General features: G+C 71.7%; 18 protein-coding genes. 9 read left to right on the top strand and 9 right to left on the bottom strand.

Annotated features, from left to right (window positions below; genetic code table 11):
- Nucleotides 1–12: 12 nt before the first annotated feature.
- Entirely contained in the window at nucleotides 13–756 is a 744-nt protein-coding gene (locus ACQPZQ_RS08675) for a siderophore-interacting protein (RefSeq protein WP_433293846.1), read from the bottom strand.
- Nucleotides 753–1,364 (bottom strand): TetR/AcrR family transcriptional regulator, encoded by a 612-nt coding sequence (locus ACQPZQ_RS08680; protein WP_433293848.1) that lies wholly within the window; start codon nucleotides 1,362–1,364, stop codon nucleotides 753–755. Before ACQPZQ_RS08680 ends, ACQPZQ_RS08675 begins: the two co-directional genes overlap by 4 nt.
- An 88-nt stretch (nucleotides 1,365–1,452) precedes the next feature.
- Between ACQPZQ_RS08680 and ACQPZQ_RS08685 the strand changes: the two genes are divergently transcribed.
- The 7 genes from ACQPZQ_RS08685 (at nucleotide 1,453) to ACQPZQ_RS08715 (ending at nucleotide 10,718) form a co-directional block, all read left to right on the top strand.
- Nucleotides 1,453–2,934, top strand: a complete 1,482-nt coding sequence (locus ACQPZQ_RS08685) for a flavin-containing monooxygenase (RefSeq protein ID WP_433293850.1) — start codon at nucleotides 1,453–1,455, stop codon at nucleotides 2,932–2,934.
- Nucleotides 2,935–2,998: 64 nt separating this feature from the next.
- Nucleotides 2,999–3,958, top strand: a complete 960-nt coding sequence (locus tag ACQPZQ_RS08690) for an o-succinylbenzoate synthase (RefSeq protein ID WP_433293851.1) — start codon at nucleotides 2,999–3,001, stop codon at nucleotides 3,956–3,958.
- A 65-nt stretch (nucleotides 3,959–4,023) separates the two neighbouring features.
- Nucleotides 4,024–4,974, top strand: a complete 951-nt coding sequence (locus tag ACQPZQ_RS08695; protein ID WP_433293852.1) for an NAD(P)/FAD-dependent oxidoreductase — start codon at nucleotides 4,024–4,026, stop codon at nucleotides 4,972–4,974.
- A 113-nt stretch (nucleotides 4,975–5,087) separates the two neighbouring features.
- Nucleotides 5,088–6,503: an FAD-binding oxidoreductase gene (locus ACQPZQ_RS08700; RefSeq protein ID WP_433293854.1), complete on the top strand. Its 1,416-nt coding sequence runs from the start codon at nucleotides 5,088–5,090 to the stop codon at nucleotides 6,501–6,503.
- A gap of 5 nt (nucleotides 6,504–6,508) precedes the next feature.
- A complete protein-coding gene (locus ACQPZQ_RS08705; protein WP_433299074.1) occupies nucleotides 6,509–7,921 on the top strand; it encodes an AMP-binding protein in 1,413 nt (470 codons plus the stop codon).
- A 79-nt stretch (nucleotides 7,922–8,000) separates the two neighbouring features.
- Nucleotides 8,001–9,536, top strand: coding sequence for a CHAD domain-containing protein (locus ACQPZQ_RS08710; RefSeq protein WP_433293857.1), 1,536 nt, complete (start codon nucleotides 8,001–8,003; stop codon nucleotides 9,534–9,536).
- A gap of 159 nt (nucleotides 9,537–9,695) precedes the next feature.
- Nucleotides 9,696–10,718, top strand: a complete 1,023-nt coding sequence (locus tag ACQPZQ_RS08715) for a PHP domain-containing protein (RefSeq protein ID WP_433293859.1) — start codon at nucleotides 9,696–9,698, stop codon at nucleotides 10,716–10,718.
- Nucleotides 10,719–10,822: 104 nt separating this feature from the next.
- Here the strand turns inward: ACQPZQ_RS08715 and ACQPZQ_RS08720 are convergent, their stop codons facing one another.
- Nucleotides 10,823–11,758: a carbohydrate kinase family protein gene (locus tag ACQPZQ_RS08720; RefSeq protein ID WP_433293861.1), complete on the bottom strand. Its 936-nt coding sequence runs from the start codon at nucleotides 11,756–11,758 to the stop codon at nucleotides 10,823–10,825.
- 338 nt (nucleotides 11,759–12,096) lie between these two features.
- Here ACQPZQ_RS08720 and ACQPZQ_RS08725 point away from each other — a divergent pair, with 338 nt between their 5' ends.
- Nucleotides 12,097–12,270 carry a hypothetical protein gene (locus ACQPZQ_RS08725; protein WP_433293863.1) on the top strand — a complete coding sequence of 58 codons (174 nt, stop codon included), beginning with the start codon at nucleotides 12,097–12,099 and terminating at the stop codon, nucleotides 12,268–12,270.
- Nucleotides 12,271–12,388: 118 nt separating this feature from the next.
- Nucleotides 12,389–13,666, top strand: a complete 1,278-nt coding sequence (locus tag ACQPZQ_RS08730) for an MFS transporter (RefSeq protein ID WP_433293865.1) — start codon at nucleotides 12,389–12,391, stop codon at nucleotides 13,664–13,666.
- Between the two features lie 142 nt (nucleotides 13,667–13,808).
- Here ACQPZQ_RS08730 and ACQPZQ_RS08735 read toward each other — a convergent pair whose 3' ends face one another.
- From ACQPZQ_RS08735 to ACQPZQ_RS08760, 6 genes are all read right to left on the bottom strand, one after another.
- On the bottom strand, nucleotides 13,809–14,252 hold the full coding sequence (locus ACQPZQ_RS08735; protein ID WP_344729268.1) for an SRPBCC family protein: 444 nt from the start codon (nucleotides 14,250–14,252) through the stop codon (nucleotides 13,809–13,811).
- Nucleotides 14,253–14,295: 43 nt separating this feature from the next.
- Nucleotides 14,296–14,847, bottom strand: a complete 552-nt coding sequence (locus ACQPZQ_RS08740) for a hypothetical protein (protein WP_433293868.1) — start codon at nucleotides 14,845–14,847, stop codon at nucleotides 14,296–14,298.
- A gap of 100 nt (nucleotides 14,848–14,947) precedes the next feature.
- Nucleotides 14,948–15,832 (bottom strand): WXG100 family type VII secretion target, encoded by an 885-nt coding sequence (locus tag ACQPZQ_RS08745; RefSeq protein ID WP_433293870.1) that lies wholly within the window; start codon nucleotides 15,830–15,832, stop codon nucleotides 14,948–14,950.
- Entirely contained in the window at nucleotides 15,829–16,128 is a 300-nt protein-coding gene (locus ACQPZQ_RS08750; RefSeq protein ID WP_433293873.1) for a hypothetical protein, read from the bottom strand. The genes ACQPZQ_RS08745 and ACQPZQ_RS08750 overlap by 4 nt, the downstream gene beginning before the upstream one ends.
- Entirely contained in the window at nucleotides 16,125–16,466 is a 342-nt protein-coding gene (locus ACQPZQ_RS08755; RefSeq protein ID WP_433293875.1) for a YbaB/EbfC family nucleoid-associated protein, read from the bottom strand. Before ACQPZQ_RS08755 ends, ACQPZQ_RS08750 begins: the two co-directional genes overlap by 4 nt.
- Before the next feature lie 64 nt (nucleotides 16,467–16,530).
- A complete protein-coding gene (locus tag ACQPZQ_RS08760) occupies nucleotides 16,531–18,441 on the bottom strand; it encodes an ABC transporter ATP-binding protein (RefSeq protein ID WP_433293877.1) in 1,911 nt (636 codons plus the stop codon).
- Between the last annotated feature and the right edge of the window lie 11 nt (nucleotides 18,442–18,452).

Here is an 18,452-nt window from a genome sequence, read left to right on the forward strand (position 1 = left end):
GTCGGGGACGGGTCAGCGGGCGCGCCAGTAGCCCGTGGCGTAGACCCGGCGCCGGTCCAGGCCGCGCTCGTCGAGCAGGTGCTTGCGCAGGTCGCGCACGCAGGCCGACTCGCCGGAGAGCCATGCCTGCCCGGCGCCGGTGGGGAACTGCGCGGCCTGCACCACCTCGCTGAGCGGGCTGCCGGGCTCGCGGTCGCCGCGGTGCACCCACCGCACCGTGGCCGCTCCCGGCAGCTGCTGCTCCTCGCCGGCGTCGGCCACCTCGAGGAAGGCGATGGCCGGCACCCCGGCAGGCAGGGCGTCCAGCACGGTGGCCACCGCCGGGAGAGCCGTCTCGTCGCCGATCACCACGTGGTAGTCAGCCGCAGGGTCCGGCTCGTAGCGGCCGCCGGGCTCCGACACGCCCACCCACGAGCCCGGGCTCGCCTCCCGTGCCCACGCGGCCGCGGGTCCGTGGCCCTCGTGGAGCACGAAGTCGACGTCCAGCTCGCCCACGCCGGCGTCGAAGCGCCGCACGGTGTAGGTGCGGATCACCGGCCGGGGCTCCCCGGCGGGCCACACCGGTCCGCCCGACGTCGCCCGCGGCACCGCGGGCCGATCCTGACCCGGCACGGGGAAGAACATCTTGATGCGGCGGTCGGGTCCCTCGCCGGCGAATCCGGCGAGCTCCGATCCGGCGAGGGTCACGCGGATCATCCGCGGGGTGATCCGCTCGCTGCGCTGCACCTGCAGCAGCCGGGGTGCCGTCGTCGTCATCGCGACGATTGTGCCGGTGTGCTCCCCACGGCGGACAGGCCCGTCCAGACCAGGTCCATCAGGTACCCCGTCGCCTGCTCGCTGGTGACCGTCCGCTCGCTCCCGCGCCACAGCGCGAGCCGCTCGCATGCTCCGACGATCACCTGCGCCCACCCGGCCAGCCGCTGCGGATCGGCATCGGGGGCCTGGGCGGCGAGCAGGGCGGCGATGAAGTCCGTCTGCTGGGCTCTGATGCCCTCGAGGGCCTCGCCCGCCACGGTCGACTCCGAGTACAGAAGGGTCCATGCCGGCTCGCGTCGTTCCAGGTACTCGAAGAACGCCAGGGTGCCGCGCCGCAGCATCTCCTCCGGCCCGTGCGCCGACGCCGCAGCCGCCGTGGTCACCTCGAGCAGCTCGGCGCGGGCCCGGGCGATACACGCGAGCAGCAGGCCTTCCTTGGAGCCGAAGTGGGCGTACAGCACGGGCTTCGTCACGCCCACCCGCTCGGCCACCACGTCCATGGATGCCGCCTGGTAACCGCGTTCGCCGAACACCGCCACGGCCGCGTCCAGGATCTGCCGCTCGCGCTCGGCGCGGCTCACCCGGCGGCGGGGCCTGCTGGGGTCCACGGGGTCCACTATCGCAGGCAACTGAAACCTACCGCCAGTAACTTACCTGTGGTAACTTCGCCCGGGTACCCACTACGGGAGGAGCGGGATGAGCCAGCCGACCCCGGACGTCGCCGGTGAGGCCGTGGACGTCGCCATCGTCGGCAGCGGGTTCGCCGGCCTCGGCGCCGCCGTCCGGCTCGCGCAGGCGGGCCGCAACGATTTCATCGTCCTGGAGAAGGGCGAGAGCCTCGGCGGCACCTGGCGCGACAACACGTATCCAGGCTGCGCGTGCGACGTCCAGTCGCATCTGTACTCGTTCTCCTTCGCCCCCAACCCCGACTGGAGCCGCCTCTACGCGCGACAGCCCGAGATCCGGGCCTACCTCGAGGACATCGCCGAGCGGTTCGGCCTGCGCGCGCGCATCCGGTTCCGCGCCACGGTGGTCGCCGCGGAGTGGAGCGGCCGGCACTGGACCGTGCGGCTGGCGGACGGCAGCAGCCTCACGGCCCGCGTGCTGGTCTGGGGCACGGGCGCACTGCACGAGCCGTCGATGCCCGACATCCCCGGGCTCGACGAGTTCGCCGGCACGACCTTCCACTCCGCTCGCTGGAACCACGACCACGACCTGCGCGGCAAGCGTGTCGCCGTGATCGGCACGGGCGCGAGCTCAGCCCAGTTCGTGCCGGCCATCCAGCCGCAGGTCGCAGGGCTCACGCTCTTCCAGCGCACCGCACCGTGGGTGCTGCCGAAGCCCGACCGGAAGGTGCGCCCGCTGTGGCAGCGCATCTACCGGGCCGCGCCTGCCGTCCAGAAGCTCTCGCGGGCACTCATCTACGCGCGCAACGAAAGCCTGCTCACCGGATTCCTCAAACCGAAGCGGATGGCGCTGGTCGAGAAGTTCGCCCGCGCCTACCTCGCGCGGACGTTCGCCGACCGCCCCGACCTCGAGGCCAAGCTCACGCCGGACTTCACCATCGGCTGCAAGCGCATCCTGCTCTCCAGCGACTACTACCCCGCCCTGACCAGGCCCAACGTCGAGCTCGTCACGGAGAAGGTCGTGCGTGTCACGCCCACCGCCGTCGTCACGGCCGACGGCGTCGAGCACGAGGTCGACACGATCGTCTTCGGCACCGGATTCAAGGTGGCCGACGGCCTCGGGCGCTTGGCCCGCATCACCGGCCGCGACGGGCTGGAACTCGCCGACGTCTGGCGCGACGGCCGCGAGGGGTTCCTGGGCACCACGGTGGCCGGTTTCCCCAACCTCTTCACGATGACCGGTCCCAACACCGGCCTCGGCCACAGCTCGATGATCTACATGATCGAGTCGCAGCTGAACTACCTGCTCGACGCATTGCGTCTCCTCGACGAGAACGGCTCGGTGGCCATCGACACCCGTCGCGACCGGCAGGACGCCTTCAACGCCACGGTCCAGCGCAGGTTCGCAGGCTCCGTCTGGACGGAGGGCGGGTGCGCGAGCTGGTACCTCGACGCGCACGGCAGGAACCGCGTGCTCTGGCCGCGGTACACGTTCGCCTTCCGCCGCCGCACTCGCAAGGTCCGCCCGTCCGACCACGAACTGCTGACCTGACCCCGTGAGTCGCCCGCTTCGCGCCCGCGAGGGCCGTCGCGGCGCTGGGCTTAGGGTCGGAGCCGTGCTCGATCAGGCCGTGTACGCCATCCCCATGACCACCCGGTTCCGCGGCATCACCGTGCGGGAGGGGATGTTGCTGCACGGCCCGGCGGGCTGGGGCGAGTTCTGCCCCTTCGCCGAGTACGACGACGCCGAGTCGGCAGCGTGGCTCGCCGCCGCCGTCGAGGCCGCTGAGGAGGGCTGGCCGGAGCCCGTCCGTCACCGGGTGCCGGTGAACTGCATCGTCCCGGCCGTCGGGCCGGAGCGGGCGCAGGAGATCGTCCGGGCGTCAGGCTGCTCCACGGCGAAGGTCAAGGTCGCCGACGCGCCCGGCTCGCTGCCGGACGACCTGGAGCGCGTGGCCGCGGTCCGCGACGCACTCGGCCCCGGCGGCGCGGTGCGCGTGGACGCCAACGCGCGCTGGGACGTCGACGAGGCCGTCGCCGCGATCCGGGCCCTGGACCGTGCGGCGGGCGGGCTGCAGTACGTCGAGCAGCCGTGCCGGACGATCGAGGAGCTCGCCGCGGTGCGCCGTCAGGTCGACGTGCGGATCGCTGCCGACGAGTCGATCCGCCGTGCCGAGGACCCGCTGCGGGTGGCGGTCGCCGGCGCGGCCGACATCGCCGTGCTGAAGTGCGCTCCCCTCGGCGGGGTACGCCGTGCGCTCGCCGTCGCGGAGGCGTGCGGGCTGCCGTGCGTGGTGTCGTCCGCGCTGGAGACGAGCGTCGGCCTGGCTGCGGAGCTGGCGTTGGCCGGTGCGCTGCCCGACCTGGACTTTGCGTGCGGGTTCGGCACCGGCGCGCTGCTCACGGCCGACGTGGTGGCCACCCCCCTGGTGCCGAACGAGGGCTGGCTAGCAGTACCCCGCAAGGCCCCCGACCCGGTAAACCGAGCCGCGCTAGCAGCACCGGGGGACCGCGAAAGCTGGTGGAAATCCCGCCTAGAGCGCGTAGCAGCCCTCAAGGGCGTTGTGGAGCCGTAGAGCTGCTACGCGGCCCCGCTGACATCACTACGGCTCCGAAGTGCGGGGTGGCATAGCGTTTTGGGGTGGGTGTTCTGGTGGTGGGGGCCGGGATCGCTGGTGTTGCTTGCGGTCATGCGCTCAGTGCGGTCGGTGTGCCTGTGCGGGTGCTGGAGCGCTCCGGGGCCGTCGGGGGGCGGATGGGCGGCCGGGTGATCCAGGGGCGGCCCGTCGACATGGGCGCGGCCTACTTCACCGTGCGGGACGCGGAGTTCGCCGAGGTCGTGGAGCGCTGGCGGGCGGCAGGGCTGGCGCGGCCGTGGACGTCCGAGCTCGCCGTGCTGGGCGACGGAAGCCGCGGCCGCTCGCCCGGACCGATGCGCTGGGCCGCGCCCGGAGGTCTGGCGAGCCTCGTGGCGGATCTGTCGGCGGGGCTGACGATCGAGTTGGGGCACGAGATCCGTCATGTGGGGCACGGGCCCGACGTGGACGGCACGCCCGCCGACGTCGTGGTGCTCGCGATGCCCGACCCGGAGGCGGTGCGCCTCGTGGACCCCGCCTCCTCCGCCACCGCGGAACTGACCGGTCGTGAGTGGCGGCCGGTGATCACCGTCGTGGCCGGCTGGCCCTCGCGGGAATGGCCCGAGATGAGCGCCGCGTTCGTCAACGATCATCCGGTCCTGTCCTTGATCGCCGACGACGGCGACCGGAGAGGTGACGGGGCTCCGGTGCTCGTCGCACACACCACCGCCGACGTCGCCCGCGCGCATGAGGCGGATCCCGCCGGTGCCGTCGGTCCGGCGGTCGAGGCCATCCGGGAGTTGCTGGACGTCCGCACGCCGCCGTCGTGGACCGTCGCCCACGGATGGCGTCACGCCGCACCCGCCGCCGATCGCGACCGTCCGTTCCACCTCGGTGACGACGGGATCGCGCTCGCCGGGGACAGCTGGGGCAGCTCGCGGGTGGAGACGGCATGGCGATCCGGGACGTTGCTGGGCCGAGCGGTGGCGGCGCGCCTCGGCGCTCACCGGAGCTGATCCGGGGATCGGCAGGATCACGAGCCGCCCGGCAGGCGCCGATCTTCCGCCGCTCTCGCCGTTGATCGGCTGCGGGAGGCGCGGTTGCACGCACGGTTGGCTAGCGTCACGCCATGGCCGTTTCCGATGCCTCTGCTCCGCTCGCTCCGCCCGACCCGCTCGTCGCCGACCTGTTCGCGGCGTTGCCGGCCGACCGCATCGTCACCGACGCCGCCGTCGTGGATGCCTACCAGCACGACGAGGCGGAATGGGCGCCGTACGGGCGTGCGGCGGCGCTGGTGCGGCCGCGCAGCACGGAGGAGGTCGCAGCGGTGGTCGCCGCGTGCGCGCGGTACGGCCGACCCGTCGTCCCGCGCGGCGCGGGCACGGGTCTCTCGGGTGGCGCGAACGCGGTGGACGGCTGCGTGGTGCTGTCCACCGAGCGGATGCGCGAGATCCTGGAGATCAACGCGGACGAGCGGCTGGCCGTGGTGCAGCCAGGGGTGGTCAACAACGACCTGCGCGCGGCGGTCGCCGAGCACGGTCTCTGGTATCCGCCCGACCCCGCGAGCTCCCCGTGGTCGACGATCGGGGGCAACGTCGCCACCAACGCCGGCGGATTGTGCTGCGTGAAGTACGGGGTCACCCGTGACTACGTGCTGGCGTTGGAGGTCGTCACCGCCGCGGGCGAGGTCGTGCGTCTGGGTCGGCGCACCGCCAAGGGCGTGGCCGGGTACGACCTGGCCGGGTTGATGGTCGGCTCCGAAGGAACGCTCGGGGTGATCACCGAGGCCACGGTGCGGCTGCGCCCGCTCCGTACGAGCCCGCCGCGGACGGTCGTGGGGTTCTTCGACGATCTCGCCGCCGCGGGTGACGCCGTCTCCCGGGTCACGGCGCGCGGTCTGCATCCCGCGGCGTTCGAGTTGATCGACCGGTTCTGCCTGCAAGCGGTGAACAAGTGGAAGAACGCCGGGCTCCCCGACAACGCGGCCGCGCTCCTGCTCGCGCAGACCGATCTCCCGGAGCCCGGGGCGCTGCAGGAGGCGGAGGCGATCCACGCCGAGTTCGTGGCGGCCGGGGCGCGTGAGGCGATGCTGTCCACCGACCCGGTCGAGGCGGAGGCGCTGTTCGACGCGCGCAGGCTCGCGTACCCCGCGCTGGAGCAGCTCGGCCAGGCGATGCTCACGGAGGACGTCTGCATGCCTCGGGGCCGGCTCGCCGAGATGCTCCGCCGCATCGAGGAGATCGGGGCCCGGCACGAGACGTTCATCGCCACCGTCGCGCATGCGGGCGACGGCAACCTGCACCCGCTGATGCTCACCCCGCACGGCGACGAGGCCGCCAAGCAGCGGGCCCAGGCGGCGTTCGAGGACATCATCGACGCCGCGCTCGAGCTCGGCGGCACGGTCACCGGCGAGCACGGGGTCGGGCTGTTGAAACTGGCCGGGATGCGCCGCGAGCTCGGCCCGCACGTCGTCGCGATGCAGCGAGCGGTCAAGGCGGCCCTGGATCCGCAGGGAATTCTCAACCCGGGCAAGGTGGTCGGGTGACCCGTCTGCTCCCCGCCCTTCATGATCCGCAGGACCGTCCAGCGTTGCGCTTCGGCGTGGGTGACACGAGCCTCGCGCTGACCTACCCCCAGCTCGCGGGTGCGGCCGGCGCTCTGGCCGCGGCGCTCGACGGCAGGCAGCGGGTAGCCGTGCATGCCACTCCGACGCTGCACACGGCGGTCGGGATCACCGCGGCGCTGCTCGCCGGCGTCACGGCCGTGCCGCTGAACCCGAAGCTGGGGGAGCGGGAGCTCGGCCACGTCCTCGCCGACGCTGCACCCGAGCTGGTGCTGGCCGCTCCCGGTGCGGAGCTCCCCGGGCCGCTGGCCTCGGTTCCCCGGCACGACGTCGACCTGGCGGCCTCCGCGCCGGTACCCGGCGACGAGCCGGAGGCGAGCGAGCCCGCACTGGTCATCTACACGTCCGGCACGACCGGGCCGCCCAAGGGCGCCGTGCTGTCGCGCGGCGCCGTCGCCTCCAACCTCGACGCGCTGGCCGACGCCTGGGCGTGGACGGGCGAGGACCACCTCGTGCACGCGCTTCCGCTCTTCCACGTGCACGGATTGGTGCTCGGGGTGATCGGGCCGCTTCGCCGCGGCGGGAGTCTGCACCACATCGGCACGCTCGACGCGCAGACGCTTTCCGAGGCGGGCGCGTCGATGGTCTTCGGCGTCCCGACGCAGTACCACCGGCTGGCCGACCAGCTCGAGTCGGACCCGGCCGCAGGCGAGGCCATCGGCCGTGCTCGGCTCCTGGTGTCGGGTTCGGCGGCACTCACCGCCGTCGACCACGCCCGGCTGCATCGGGCCACCGGGCTCGCGGTCCGCGAGCGCTACGGGCTCACCGAGACGTTGATCCTCACCGCCGCCCGCGCCGAGGACGAGCCGGAGCCCGGCGCGGTGGGTCGTCCGTTGCGGGGCACCGAGGTGCGGCTCGCCCCGCTGGCCGGGGAGCAGGCCGACGGCCTCGGTTCCGTCGAGGTGCGTGGCCCGGGGCTCTTCGACGGCTACCTCAACCGCCCCGACGCCACGGCCGCTGCGCACACCCCCGACGGCTGGTTCGTCACCGGCGACATCGGGCGCTGGACGGAGAGCGGAGCGCTCGCCCTGGTGGGGCGCAGCGCCACCGACCTGATCAAGTCGGGTGGCTACAAGATCGGTGCGGGCGAGATCGAGAACGCGCTGCTGGAGCACTCGGGGGTGGCCGAGGTGGCGGTCATCGGAGTGCCCGACGACGACCTGGGGGAGCGGATCGTGGCGTTCGTCGTAGCCGCGGGTCCACCACCGGCCGAGCGCGATCTGGTCGATCACGTCGCCAGGTTGCTGGCGCCGCACAAGCGCCCCAGGGAGGTCCGGTTCACCGACGCCCTTCCCCGGAACGACATGGGCAAGGTGGTGAAGGCCCGGCTGCCGCGATGACGTTGCGTCGGTCGGGTGAAGTGGGCCCCAGGATCCGCGAGATTGCATCTCGACGCGCCGACGCGGGCACACTGATCGGATGACTGAGACGACGACCCGCACCTCGGACCGGACCTACCGCGGACCAGCAGGATCGGGAGTCCCCCGCCTCGCCGCTCTCCCGGGGGTCCGTCGCGACGTGGTCCTTCCCCAACAGGTGCTCGAGACCGAGCGCTACGACACCGACGACCGCCGGCTCGCGTCAGCCGGCATCACCCTGACCCTGCACCGGATGCCGGAAGGCCCGCCGCAGTGGCACCTCCACCTCCCCGACGGCGGCCCTGCCGAGGACCTGCGCGTCCCGCTCGCGCCGGACGCCGGGGTCGCTCCCGCCGTGCCGGGCGAGCTCGCGGAGCTGATCCGCGGGGCCGCGCGTGATCGTGCCGTCCGGCCCGCCGGCCGGATCCGGCGGGTGCGCACCGAAGCGCGTCTGTACGGCGAGGGCGACCGCCCGATCGCGGTGGTGGTGCACGACGAGGTCACCCTTGCCACTCTGGGCAGCGCCACCGAGGTGGAGGCCTGGACAGAGGTCGAGCTGCGCGACACCGCCGCCGACGACTCACTCCTCGCCGAGCTGCAGAAACGGTTCACCGAGAGCGGGCTGCGGAACGCCGGGACCGCGCCCGACGAGGAGCTGGACCGCCTGCTCCGACCGGCCCCCAAGGCTCGTCCGGTGAAGGCAGGCAAGCGCGGCTCGGCCGGGGCGGTGCTGCTGGAGTACATCGCGGCCCAGGCCGACCGGCTGGCGGCCGAGGAGCTGCGCGTGCGCCGCGGCGGACCGGACTCCGTGCACCAGATGCGCGTCGCATCCCGCCGCATGCGCAGCGCCCTGCAGGCCTACCGCAAGCTGCTCGACCGTAAGCGCACGGACCCGATCGTCGACGGCTTGCGTGAGCTGGGCCGCGCGCTCGCCCCCGCCCGCGACGCCGAGGTGCTCCACGAGCGGATCTCGGACGGGCTCGCCGCGCTCCCGCCGGAGCTGCGGCTCGGCCCCGCACAGGCGCTGATGACGCGGTACTTCGCCCGTGCCGAGGCGGAGGCCAACGCCGCTGTGCTCACCGAGCTCGACAGCGAGCGCCACGCCAAGCTGCGCTCGGCCATCGACGCGCTGGTGGAGCGGCCCCCGCTGACGAAGCTCGCCGCCCGTCCCGCACGCAAGGAGATGCCCAAGCTGGTGGCCCGCACCGCCAAGCGGTTGGAGGATGCGGTGAAGATCGCCCACGACCCGACGGCCGAGGAGTCCGAGCGGGACGTCGCGGTGCACAGCGCTCGCAAGGCCGGGAAGCGCCTCCGGTACGCCACGGAGGTGGCCACGCCGCCCGTGGGGAAGGACGCGAAGCAGTTCGCGAAGGCGCTCAAGGGCTTCCAGTCGGCGCTCGGTGAGCACCAGGACACCGTGGTCGCCCGCGAGACGCTGCGCGAGCTGGGCACGCTGGCGCACCCGGCTGGGGAGAACGGCTTCAGTTTCGGACTGCTGTACGGGCGCGACGCCGCCCGTGCCGACGAGATCGAGCGCGACCTCCCGGCGCTGTGGGCGCAGGCCTGGAAGCGCCGCAACCGCCGCTGGCTTCGCTGAGCCCTGGCCCGACTCACACAGAACGGGCGACCCGCGGGACTTCCCGTGAGTCGCCCGTTCTTCTGCGCGGCTCGTCCGGCTCGGACCACGTGGGTTCCCTGCGCCTGGCGGGCGTCCGGTTCGACGGCTTGGCCGAGTCCCCGTGGCACCATCGCCGTCGTGAACGAAGCCCGGGACGCCGTTGCCGATCTACGCCGGATCGCCTTCCTGCTGGAGCGGGCGCACGAGTCCACCTATCGCGTGCGCGCGTTCCGCACGGCGGCCGCGGTGCTGGACAAGCGCGACGCCGACGAGATCGCGAGCCTGGTCCGCACGGGCGAGCTGGTGCGGCTGAAAGGCGTGGGTGAGGTCACCGCGCGCTGCGTGACGGAGTCGGTCGCGGGGCAGGAGCCCGACTACCTGCGCAAGCTGGAGGAGACGGAACTCCCTCCGCTCGACGAGGCCGCCACAGCGCTGCGGTCGGCGATCCGGGGCGACTGCCACACCCACACCGACGCGTCCGACGGCGGCTCCCCGCTGCGGGAGATGGTGCAGACCGCGCGGGAGCTGGGCCACGAGTACATGGTGATCACGGATCACTCGCCGCGGCTGACCGTCGCGAACGGGCTGTCCGCCGATCGCCTGCGCGCCCAGATCAGGCAGATCGCCGAGCTCAACGCCGAGCTCGGCGACGGTTTCCGTGTGCTCACGGGGATCGAGGTCGACATCAACGAGGACGGCTCGCTCGACCAGGACGACGACCTGCTCGCCGAGCTGGACGTCGTGGTCGCGTCGGTGCACTCGAAACTGCGGATGCCCCGTGCCGAGATGACCGAGCGGATGCTCACGGCCGTCGCGAACCCGCGCGTCGACGTGCTGGGCCACTGCACAGGCCGGATGGTCACGGGCAACCGCAAGCGCCCGGAGTCGCAGTTCGACGCCCACGAGGTGTTCGCCGCCTGCGCGGAGTACGGCGTCGCGGTGGAGGTGAACTCACGGCCCGAGCGGCTGGATCCGCCCAAGCGGCTCCTCCGGCTGGCGGTGGAGGCGGGCTGCTCGTTCACGATCGACACCGACGCCCACGCGCCGGGGCAGCTCGACTGGCTCCGCAACGGGTGCGAACGCGCGGCGGCATGCGAGGTGCCCACGGACCGAGTGCTGAACACCCACCCGCTCGACCGTCTCCTCACACGCACCCGCTGACATTCCTGACGCACCTGCGACCCCTCGGCGACATGGACACGTGTCGCGCAACGTGCGCGGTTTCTTTGTGCGATATGTGTCCATGTCGCGGCTGAGGCAGGCGATCAGGGGCGGCGGGCCAGCAGGTCGTCGGCGGTGGGTGGGTCGGCTCCGCGCCGGGAACAGGTGATGGCCGCGGCCGTGACGGCCTCGTCGAGCAGGGCGTCCAGTGTCTCGGCGTCGACGCCACGCAGGCCGGGGCGGGCGGCCGCACCGAGCAGGTGCCTCCGGTGCAGCCCGGCGAGCAGGGCTGCGGAGAACGTGTCGCCCGCGCCCACGGTGTCGACGACGGGAACGGCCACGCCCGGCCGCCGCGTGCGCACACCCGTGGCTGTGCCGGCCAGTGCGCCCTCGCCGCCGAGGGTGACGGCGACGATCGCGGGCCCGCGGCCGAGCCAGTCCTCCAGCACGGCCTCCAGCGTCGAGCCGGGGACGAGCCATTCGAGATCCTCGCTGCTCACCTTGACAACGTCGGCCACGGCGAGCACCTCGTGCGCACAGGCGAGCACCTCGGCGGGATCGCCCATGAGCAGCGGGCGGCAGTTGGGGTCGTAGCTGATCGTGGCGGTGGGCGCGGCACGGGTGAGCAGGTCGCGCAGGACGGCGGCGCCGGGTGGGGTGGTCAGGGCCAGCGAACCGGAGTGCAGTGCGACGACCGGTCCGTCGAGCGCCCCGGCCAGCTCCTCCGGTGTCCACTGCCAGTCGGCGGTGCCGGTGATCCGGAAGTCGTAGCTCGGCCCTCCGTCGGAGTCGACGGCCACCATCGCCATCGACGTCTGCTCGCGGGCGTGCACCGCATGGTCGAGCTCGACGCCGTTGACGGTGAGGTGCTCGCGGATCCGGCGGCCGAGCATGTCGTCCGCGATGCGGGCGAGCAGCCGCGCGGGCACACCCAGCCGGGACAGGGCGACGGCGACGTTGGCCGGGCTGCCGCCCGGTGCCACTTCGAAGTAGCCGTTCGCGGGGGCCGGGACGAGGTCGACGAGCGCCTCGCCCGCCACGGCGACGATGCCGGTCTCGCTGTATGGAGTGATGGCCGCTCCTCTCCTCGGGACGGGTGATCACCCGCCGCCCGTCATGCTGGCGGCTGTGAGCGGCCGGCGCCATCCTCGTCGCCCTCCGGTTCCGGCGGGGCGGCGCGCGCATGGAGCGAGCGGATTTCCCGTCCGGACTTATCGCCCGAAAGCGCCGATCGTTCAACCGCGATGGGTCGTGCGGTTTTCATGACCGTAACGACGGAGTGCATTGACATCGTCCGGTCCGGACTGCAGCGTTATCTGAGCCTTTAGTGGCGAGTGCGCGTCGACCTGCCACCGATGAGAACCGAGAGGACCGGTTGGTGTCCAAGGAAGTCTTTGTCGCTTTTGGCGTCGATGTCGGCGCGGTGGTGGCCCGGCTCGATGCGTGCGGCGGCGAGGACTCGCCATGCGACATCTCCCGTGGTCTCTTCACCGGCTCGTTCACCATGACCATCGCAGGGCGAGGGTCGACGAGATCGACGACGATCATCTGAGCCGTTTCGCGCGGCCCTGAGTACTGCTCCCCTGTTTCCGTTCTATTTCGAAGAGGCCACCATCATGTCCGCTGTACCGGAGACAAGCACGCCGCAGCCATACCGAACCTTTTCCCGGGTGGGTGTTCGAGCCACTCGGAAGGCGACCACCATCGCCTTCTTCGCCTGGCTTTTCGCCGTGTTCGACTACATCATGTTCGGCACGCTGCTGCCGCAGATCTCCAGCAGTTTCGGATGGGACGACGCCACGGCGTCGTTCATTTCCACCCTGGTCTCGGTCACCACCGCGGTCATCGCTCTGGCCGTCGGGCCGATCACCGACCGCATCGGCCGCCGCAAGGGGATGATCCTCACCGTCTCGGGTACGGCGGTGGCGTCGGCACTCTCGGCCGTGACGCCGAGCGCCGCATACCTCATCGGCGTCCGATCCCTCGGCGGACTCGGACTGTCCGAGCAGGCGGTCAACGCCACCTACCTCAACGAGATCTACGCCGTCACCGACGACGAGGCGATCAAGAGGCGGCGCGGCCTGATCTACAGCCTCGTGCAGGGCGGCTGGCCGCTCGGCGTGCTCCTGGCCTCGGCCTGGGTCGCGATCTTCCTGCCGACGATCGGCTGGCGCGGCTGCTTCCTCCTCGCCGTGTTCCCGGCCGTGCTCATCGCGCTGATGCGGCGCGGGCTGCGGGAGAGCCCGCAGTTCGAGCTCGAGTTGCAACTGCGCGCGCTGCGCAAGCGCGGCAGGCACGCCGAGGCCACCGAACTGGCGCGTTCCTACGGCGTGGACGAGCGGCCCGCCGCTCCGTTGACAGCGATCTTCAAGGGTCAGGCGCTGCGCAACACGCTGGTGCTCGGCCTCGCCTGGTTCATCAACTGGTTCGGAATCCAGCTCTTCAGCGTGCTCGGGACCACGGTGCTCACCGAGGGCAAGCACGTCAGTTTCACCAACTCGCTGGTGCTCCTCATCGTGGCGAACGCCGTGGGCTACGTCGGCTATGTGACGCACGGATTTCTCGGCGACCGGCTGGGCCGCCGCAACGTCATCGCGTTCGGATGGATCATCTCGGGAATCCTCTTCGCGCTGATGCTGACCGTCGCCAACGGCACGATCAGCGTCGTGATCCTCTACTCGCTCGGATTGTTCTTCCTGATCGGGCCGTACGCGGCGCTGCTGTTCTACATGGGTGAGTGCTACGACACGACGTGCCGTGCCACGGGCACCGCATTCCTCAACGCTCTGTCCCAGCCCGGCGCGATCGTGGCCGGCGCGATCGTCACGGGAATGCTGGCGAGCGGCTCGAACTGGGGCCACGCCGCGCTCATGGTCGGCGCTGTCGGCACCTTCGTGTCAGGGTTCATCATGTTCGGTGCCCGCAAGGCACCGCTGCTGCAGGGCTGATCGGGCCGCAGGCATCCGCACCGAGTTGCCGTGGACGTGCAGCGCATGCGCGCTGTGGCTGCGCACGCAGCGCTGCACGCCGCCGTGGTTCGACCCGTCCCGATCGGGTCGAGCTGACAACGGACCGGACCAGGGGCCGACCTCAGGAACGGACGACGCCCACGAGGTTGGACAGCACCCCGTCGTGGATCCGCTGGAGGCCCTTCGGCGCGAACGTCCGCTCGAAGAAGCCGCCGATCCCGCTCGCGCCGTTCCACGTGGTCTCTACCGACACCACGGAGCGGTCGGCGCCTGCCGGCGTGACCGTCCACGTGGTGACCATGCTGGAGTTCGTGTCGCGCTCGACGATGCGGTCCTCGGCCGGGACGCTGACCTCCACCAACTGGTCACGCACGCGGCTCTTCGTCGCCTGCAGGGTCCAGTGCACGCGGCTGCCGGCTCCGGTGCCGCCTGCCTCCACGCGGTAGTCGCCGTAGTGCTCCGTGAGGATCGTCGGCCGGACCGTCTCGTAGTCCGCCAGCGCCGCTCGCACACGCTCCGCAGGAGCGTCGATCGTGCGTTCTGCTCGGGCTGTCACCTGTGCCATGGGCCCATCCTGCCCCCGCACCGCGCGGCGGTCCGTGTGGGTATCACGGTGTCGCCGGAGCTTTCTTGCCCTCCGGGGTGGCCGCGAACCACGTGTTGCCGATCGCCTGGCCCTTCGTCGTGCCCGGCGTGTCGCCGGAGTAGCGGTAGAGCGCCCAACCGCCGAGCGTGAGCTGGCTCGTGCCGTCGGAGCGCTGGACCATGCCGATCAGAGACTGGTCGACGCCCGTGAGCGAGAGCTTTCCTTCCGGGTCGACGATGATCGGCGGCCACTTCGCTGCGCACTCGCCTTCGCACGTGGCCGTCGGGGGCTTCGCTTTGTCCTGGTCGAAGCGGTAGAGCGCGTAGCCCTGGCCGTCCGTGACGATCGTGCCGAGCGCGGGGGTGTCGCGGGCCACTAGCACCGCGCCCCCTTCGGTGGGGGCGGCTGCGGGGGCGGAGGCACCGGAACCGCTGTCCGAGGGCGGCTGTGCCGAGGGGGCAGACAGGGGAGCGGGGTCCGACGTGTAGCCGCCGCCTGCGTCTGCGCTGCACGCGCTGAGCGCCAGGGTGGCGGCGGCGAGTGCCGCGATGGGGAGGAATCGGGGTAGGTGCACGGGGAGCTCCTCGATCAGGCGACCAGTTCGGGGCTGGCCGACACGTCAAAGGACACGTGTGTCGGGCCTGGGTGGTTCACCCGATTTCGGGACGGCGAGGTCATCGCGAGGGCTGCTGCGGCGGTGGGCTCTCGAGCGCCGCGCTGGAGAACTGCTTGCCCGCCTCGACCACTTCCGCGGCGGGCACCTGTCCGAGCGGCTCCTGCATGTAATGAGCTCCTGCTCGTGCGTCGGCTGCCGTCTGGCGCATCCCGGCAACGAGCGCTCCTGCCGTGGTGGCGGCGTCCGACAGCGCATCGAGCAATGAGGAGATGCGCTCGGCGATCGTGCGGGCGAGGCGGTAGGCCTCCAGCGCAACCGCGGTGATCGCGGCGGCGGTGGACCCGGTCAGCGTGACGGTCGCGGCTGCCAGCGCGGCGAGCGCGGTGCGTGCAACCCAGATGAGGAAGTCGGCGATGAGGTCCCGGACCAGGGCGCGGACGGTGCCGACGGCCGCCCCCGAGCCGAGCACGAGCTGCGCGAGCTGGTCGGCCGTCGCGGCCACGTCGACGACCGCGCCGGTGTACCGGTCCACCGCGCCCCGGTAGGCCTCACCCGCGGGACCTGCCCAGCCCGTCACCTGCGCCGCGGTGTGGTCGGCAGCCACCGCGCGAAGTTCACCGGCGATGTTGCTCCAGGTCTGCGCCTGGGCGGTGACCTGCAGAGGGTCGCCCGCCAGCGCGTCGAGCGGCTCGCGCAGGAACCAGACGTGTTCGATCAGCCATCCGATGCTCGACGACATCAGCGCGTCGAACGGGTCGGCGATGGCGCCCAGCGTGTCGAGGCCCGCGCCCGCGGCCGCCCAGGCGATCTCCATACCGTCAGGAGTCGGCTTTCCCACAGCGTCGGCGACGTCCGCCCAGCTCGAGACGACTCCCGCGCCCTCCAGATCGGAGGTCGGCTCGCGCTCCGCGACGAGGGAGTCGCCGGTGGGGATCTCGGTCATCGCGCCTGCCCGAAGCCGGTGGTGGTGCGGCGTTCGACCGCTCGGTAGGCCTCGGAGGTGGCGCGCACCCCGTCGGCGATCGCCCAGGCCTGCTCGGCCAGGCTCCCGACGACGAGCGATCCGGCCCGGGCCGCCTCGCTCGCGGCGCCGGCGAAGATCTGCCCGATCTGCCCGTAGGCGCTGAGGTCGAGCGGCCGGGCGGCGGCCGCGACCGCGCGCATCCGGGCGGCGAGTGCGTCGACCTGCGTGGCGTGAGCGTGGAGCGCCACGTCGTCGACCTCGAACCCGTCGGTCATCGCTCACCGTCCGGCAGATGGGACCGCAGGATCTCCGTGGCCTCGGGCCCGATCAGCGGCGCGACGGCGGCGGTGGCCCGCCGAGCGGCCTCGGCCCGGGCCTCATGGGCAGTGGCCACCACGGCCGCAGCGAGCTGCACCCTGGTCATGGTCTCGGTGCGCTCGGACAGCACCAGCCGCTGCATCGCACCGGCCGGGTCGACCGTGACGGTGACTGCGCCGTCCCGGCTCGTCGCACTGGCCGAGACCTCCGCCAGCGCCCGCTGCGCCTGCGTGGCCCTGGCCCCGAACTCCTGCAGCCGCTCCCGGTAGGAGGCGAGCCACTGATCTCCGTCCATGGCGCGGACGGTACGGAGCAAGGCCGCCCCCGCGGGGCCGTTCGGCAGAACTCGTTGGCAGGCCCTAGCTCAGCTTCGAGCTCAGCACCGCACCGTTCGCCTCAGGAGACTCTCGCGGCCGAGGGGTCGGTCGCGGTTTGGTGGGCGCTGCGTGCAGCCGGTAGAGCTCGGCGTAACCGGGGCTCGTGGTGAGCAGCTCGGTGTGGGTGCCGGCTGCGGTGATACGGCCCTTCTCCAGGTACAGGATCCGGTCCGCGTCGGTCACGGTGAGCAGGTTGTGCGAGATGACGATCGTGGTGCGGCCGGCCATGAGCCGGCGCAGCGGCACGAGGATGCGCCTGGTCGACTCGGCGTCGAGGCCGGTGGTGGGCTCGTCGAGCAGCAGCACCGGAGGGTTGCGGATCATCGCTCGGGCAATGGCGATCCGCTGGCGCTGGCCACCGGAGAGCAGCCGGCCGCGCTGTCCGATGCGGGTGTCGTAGCCCTTGGGCAGCTGGTTGATGAAGGAGTTGGCGTCGGCCGCGGTGGCGGCCTCGATGACCTCTTCCTCGGTCGCGTCCGGCCGGCCCCAGAGGATGTTGTCGCGGATCGTGCCGTCGAAGACGAGCGTCTCCTGCAGCACCGGTGTGATGTTGCGTTTGAGGTCGGCCAGGGCCAGGTCGCGCAGGTTGTGACCGTCGAGCGTGATGGACCCCGAATCGGGGTCGAAGAACCGCAGGATCAACTTCGCCAGCGTCGACTTGCCGGCCCCGCTCGGACCGACCAGCGCGATGCGCTGCCCCGGCTCGACGGTGAAGTCGATGTCGGACAACGCGGGCTTGTCCGTGTCCGGGTAGTGGAAGGAGAGGTTGCTCACCCGAAGCTCACCACCGGCGCGCTCCAGCGGTTCAGGCTTGGCGGGCTCGTCGACAGCGGGTTCCAGGTCGAGGAGCTCGATCACCCGCTCGGCCCCCGCGCTGGCGGAGAACAGCTCGTTGGTCAGGTTGCCGATGCCCTGGATCGGCCCGTAGAGCTGGGTGAGGTAGGCGACGAAGGCCAGCACGCCACCGAGGGTGATGTTGTTGTTGGAGAGCTCCCACACGGCGAACCCCACCACCAGCAGGACGCCGACCACCTCGAGCAGGTCGGTCAGCGGGGAGAACAGAGCCTGCAGGCGGGTGGCACGCATCTGGGCGCGGAAGCTCGCGAGGTTCTCCTTGTCGAACCGGCGCTGCTCGTCGTCCCACCGGTCGTAGGCGCGCACCAGCGAGGCGTTGCTGAAGCTCTCCTCGGCGACCGACGTGATCGAGCCGGTCTTGCGCCGCTTCTCCCCGGACGCCGACTTGATCCGGCTCGAGAAGGAGCGGGCGATGAGAAGGAAGCCCGGCGCGGCGATCAGCGAAGCGATGGCGAGGCGCCAGTCGAGGTAGAACAGCGCAGCGACGAAGAATGCGAGTTCGAACACATAGGTCAGCGCCGTGCCCAGCCCGGAGAGGATGAGGAGCTCGATCGCCGTGATGTCGCCGGTCAGCCGGGAGAGGATGTCGCCCAGCTCGTTACGGTCGAAGAAGGCCGACGACTGGCGGTGCAGGTGACCGAACACCTTGCTCCGCAGGTTGAAGATGAGCCGCTCGCCGATGTAGGCCGCTAGGTACTCGTCGAAGAACGAGATGACGCCGCCGAGCACGGTCAGCACGAGGTAGGCGCCTGCGACCTCGGGGAAGAGATGGAAGTCGTGCGGCTGCAGCACGTCGTCGATCAGGATCTTGAGCAGGTAGATCGTCGCGGCGCTCAACAACGGACCCACCACGACGAACATCAGACTCAGCCACACCCGACCCCGAAACGGACGTGTCTCGGGCCAGAAGCGGCGAAAGATGCTGGTCAGGCTCATCGCCGGCGCTTCCGGCCGGAGGTCTGAGGCCACCAGCAGATCGGTGACGGCGAATCGCGTCGTCGGCGTGTCGGACGCGTGCTTGGCGTGACGTGCGCTCATTTTTTCTCAAC

Origin of the sequence: Pseudonocardia sp. CA-142604 (assembly GCF_050948475.1) — a bacterium.
Classification (GTDB): Bacteria; Actinomycetota; Actinomycetes; order Mycobacteriales; family Pseudonocardiaceae; genus Pseudonocardia; species Pseudonocardia alaniniphila.

Bases quoted from the DNA above. Each gene is read 5' to 3' on its own strand.
- ACQPZQ_RS08675 (WP_433293846.1), bottom strand. From the start codon at position 756: ATGACGACGACGGCACCCCGGCTGCTGCAGGTGCAGCGCAGCGAGCGG.
- ACQPZQ_RS08685 (WP_433293850.1), top strand. From the start codon at position 1,453: ATGAGCCAGCCGACCCCGGACGTCGCCGGTGAGGCCGTGGACGTCGCC.
- ACQPZQ_RS08700 (WP_433293854.1), top strand. From the start codon at position 5,088: ATGGCCGTTTCCGATGCCTCTGCTCCGCTCGCTCCGCCCGACCCGCTC.
- ACQPZQ_RS08710 (WP_433293857.1), top strand. From the start codon at position 8,001: ATGACTGAGACGACGACCCGCACCTCGGACCGGACCTACCGCGGACCA.
- ACQPZQ_RS08735 (WP_344729268.1), bottom strand. From the start codon at position 14,252: ATGGCACAGGTGACAGCCCGAGCAGAACGCACGATCGACGCTCCTGCG.
- ACQPZQ_RS08745 (WP_433293870.1), bottom strand. From the start codon at position 15,832: ATGACCGAGATCCCCACCGGCGACTCCCTCGTCGCGGAGCGCGAGCCG.
- ACQPZQ_RS08750 (WP_433293873.1), bottom strand. From the start codon at position 16,128: ATGACCGACGGGTTCGAGGTCGACGACGTGGCGCTCCACGCTCACGCC.
- ACQPZQ_RS08755 (WP_433293875.1), bottom strand. From the start codon at position 16,466: ATGGACGGAGATCAGTGGCTCGCCTCCTACCGGGAGCGGCTGCAGGAG.
- ACQPZQ_RS08760 (WP_433293877.1), bottom strand. From the start codon at position 18,441: ATGAGCGCACGTCACGCCAAGCACGCGTCCGACACGCCGACGACGCGA.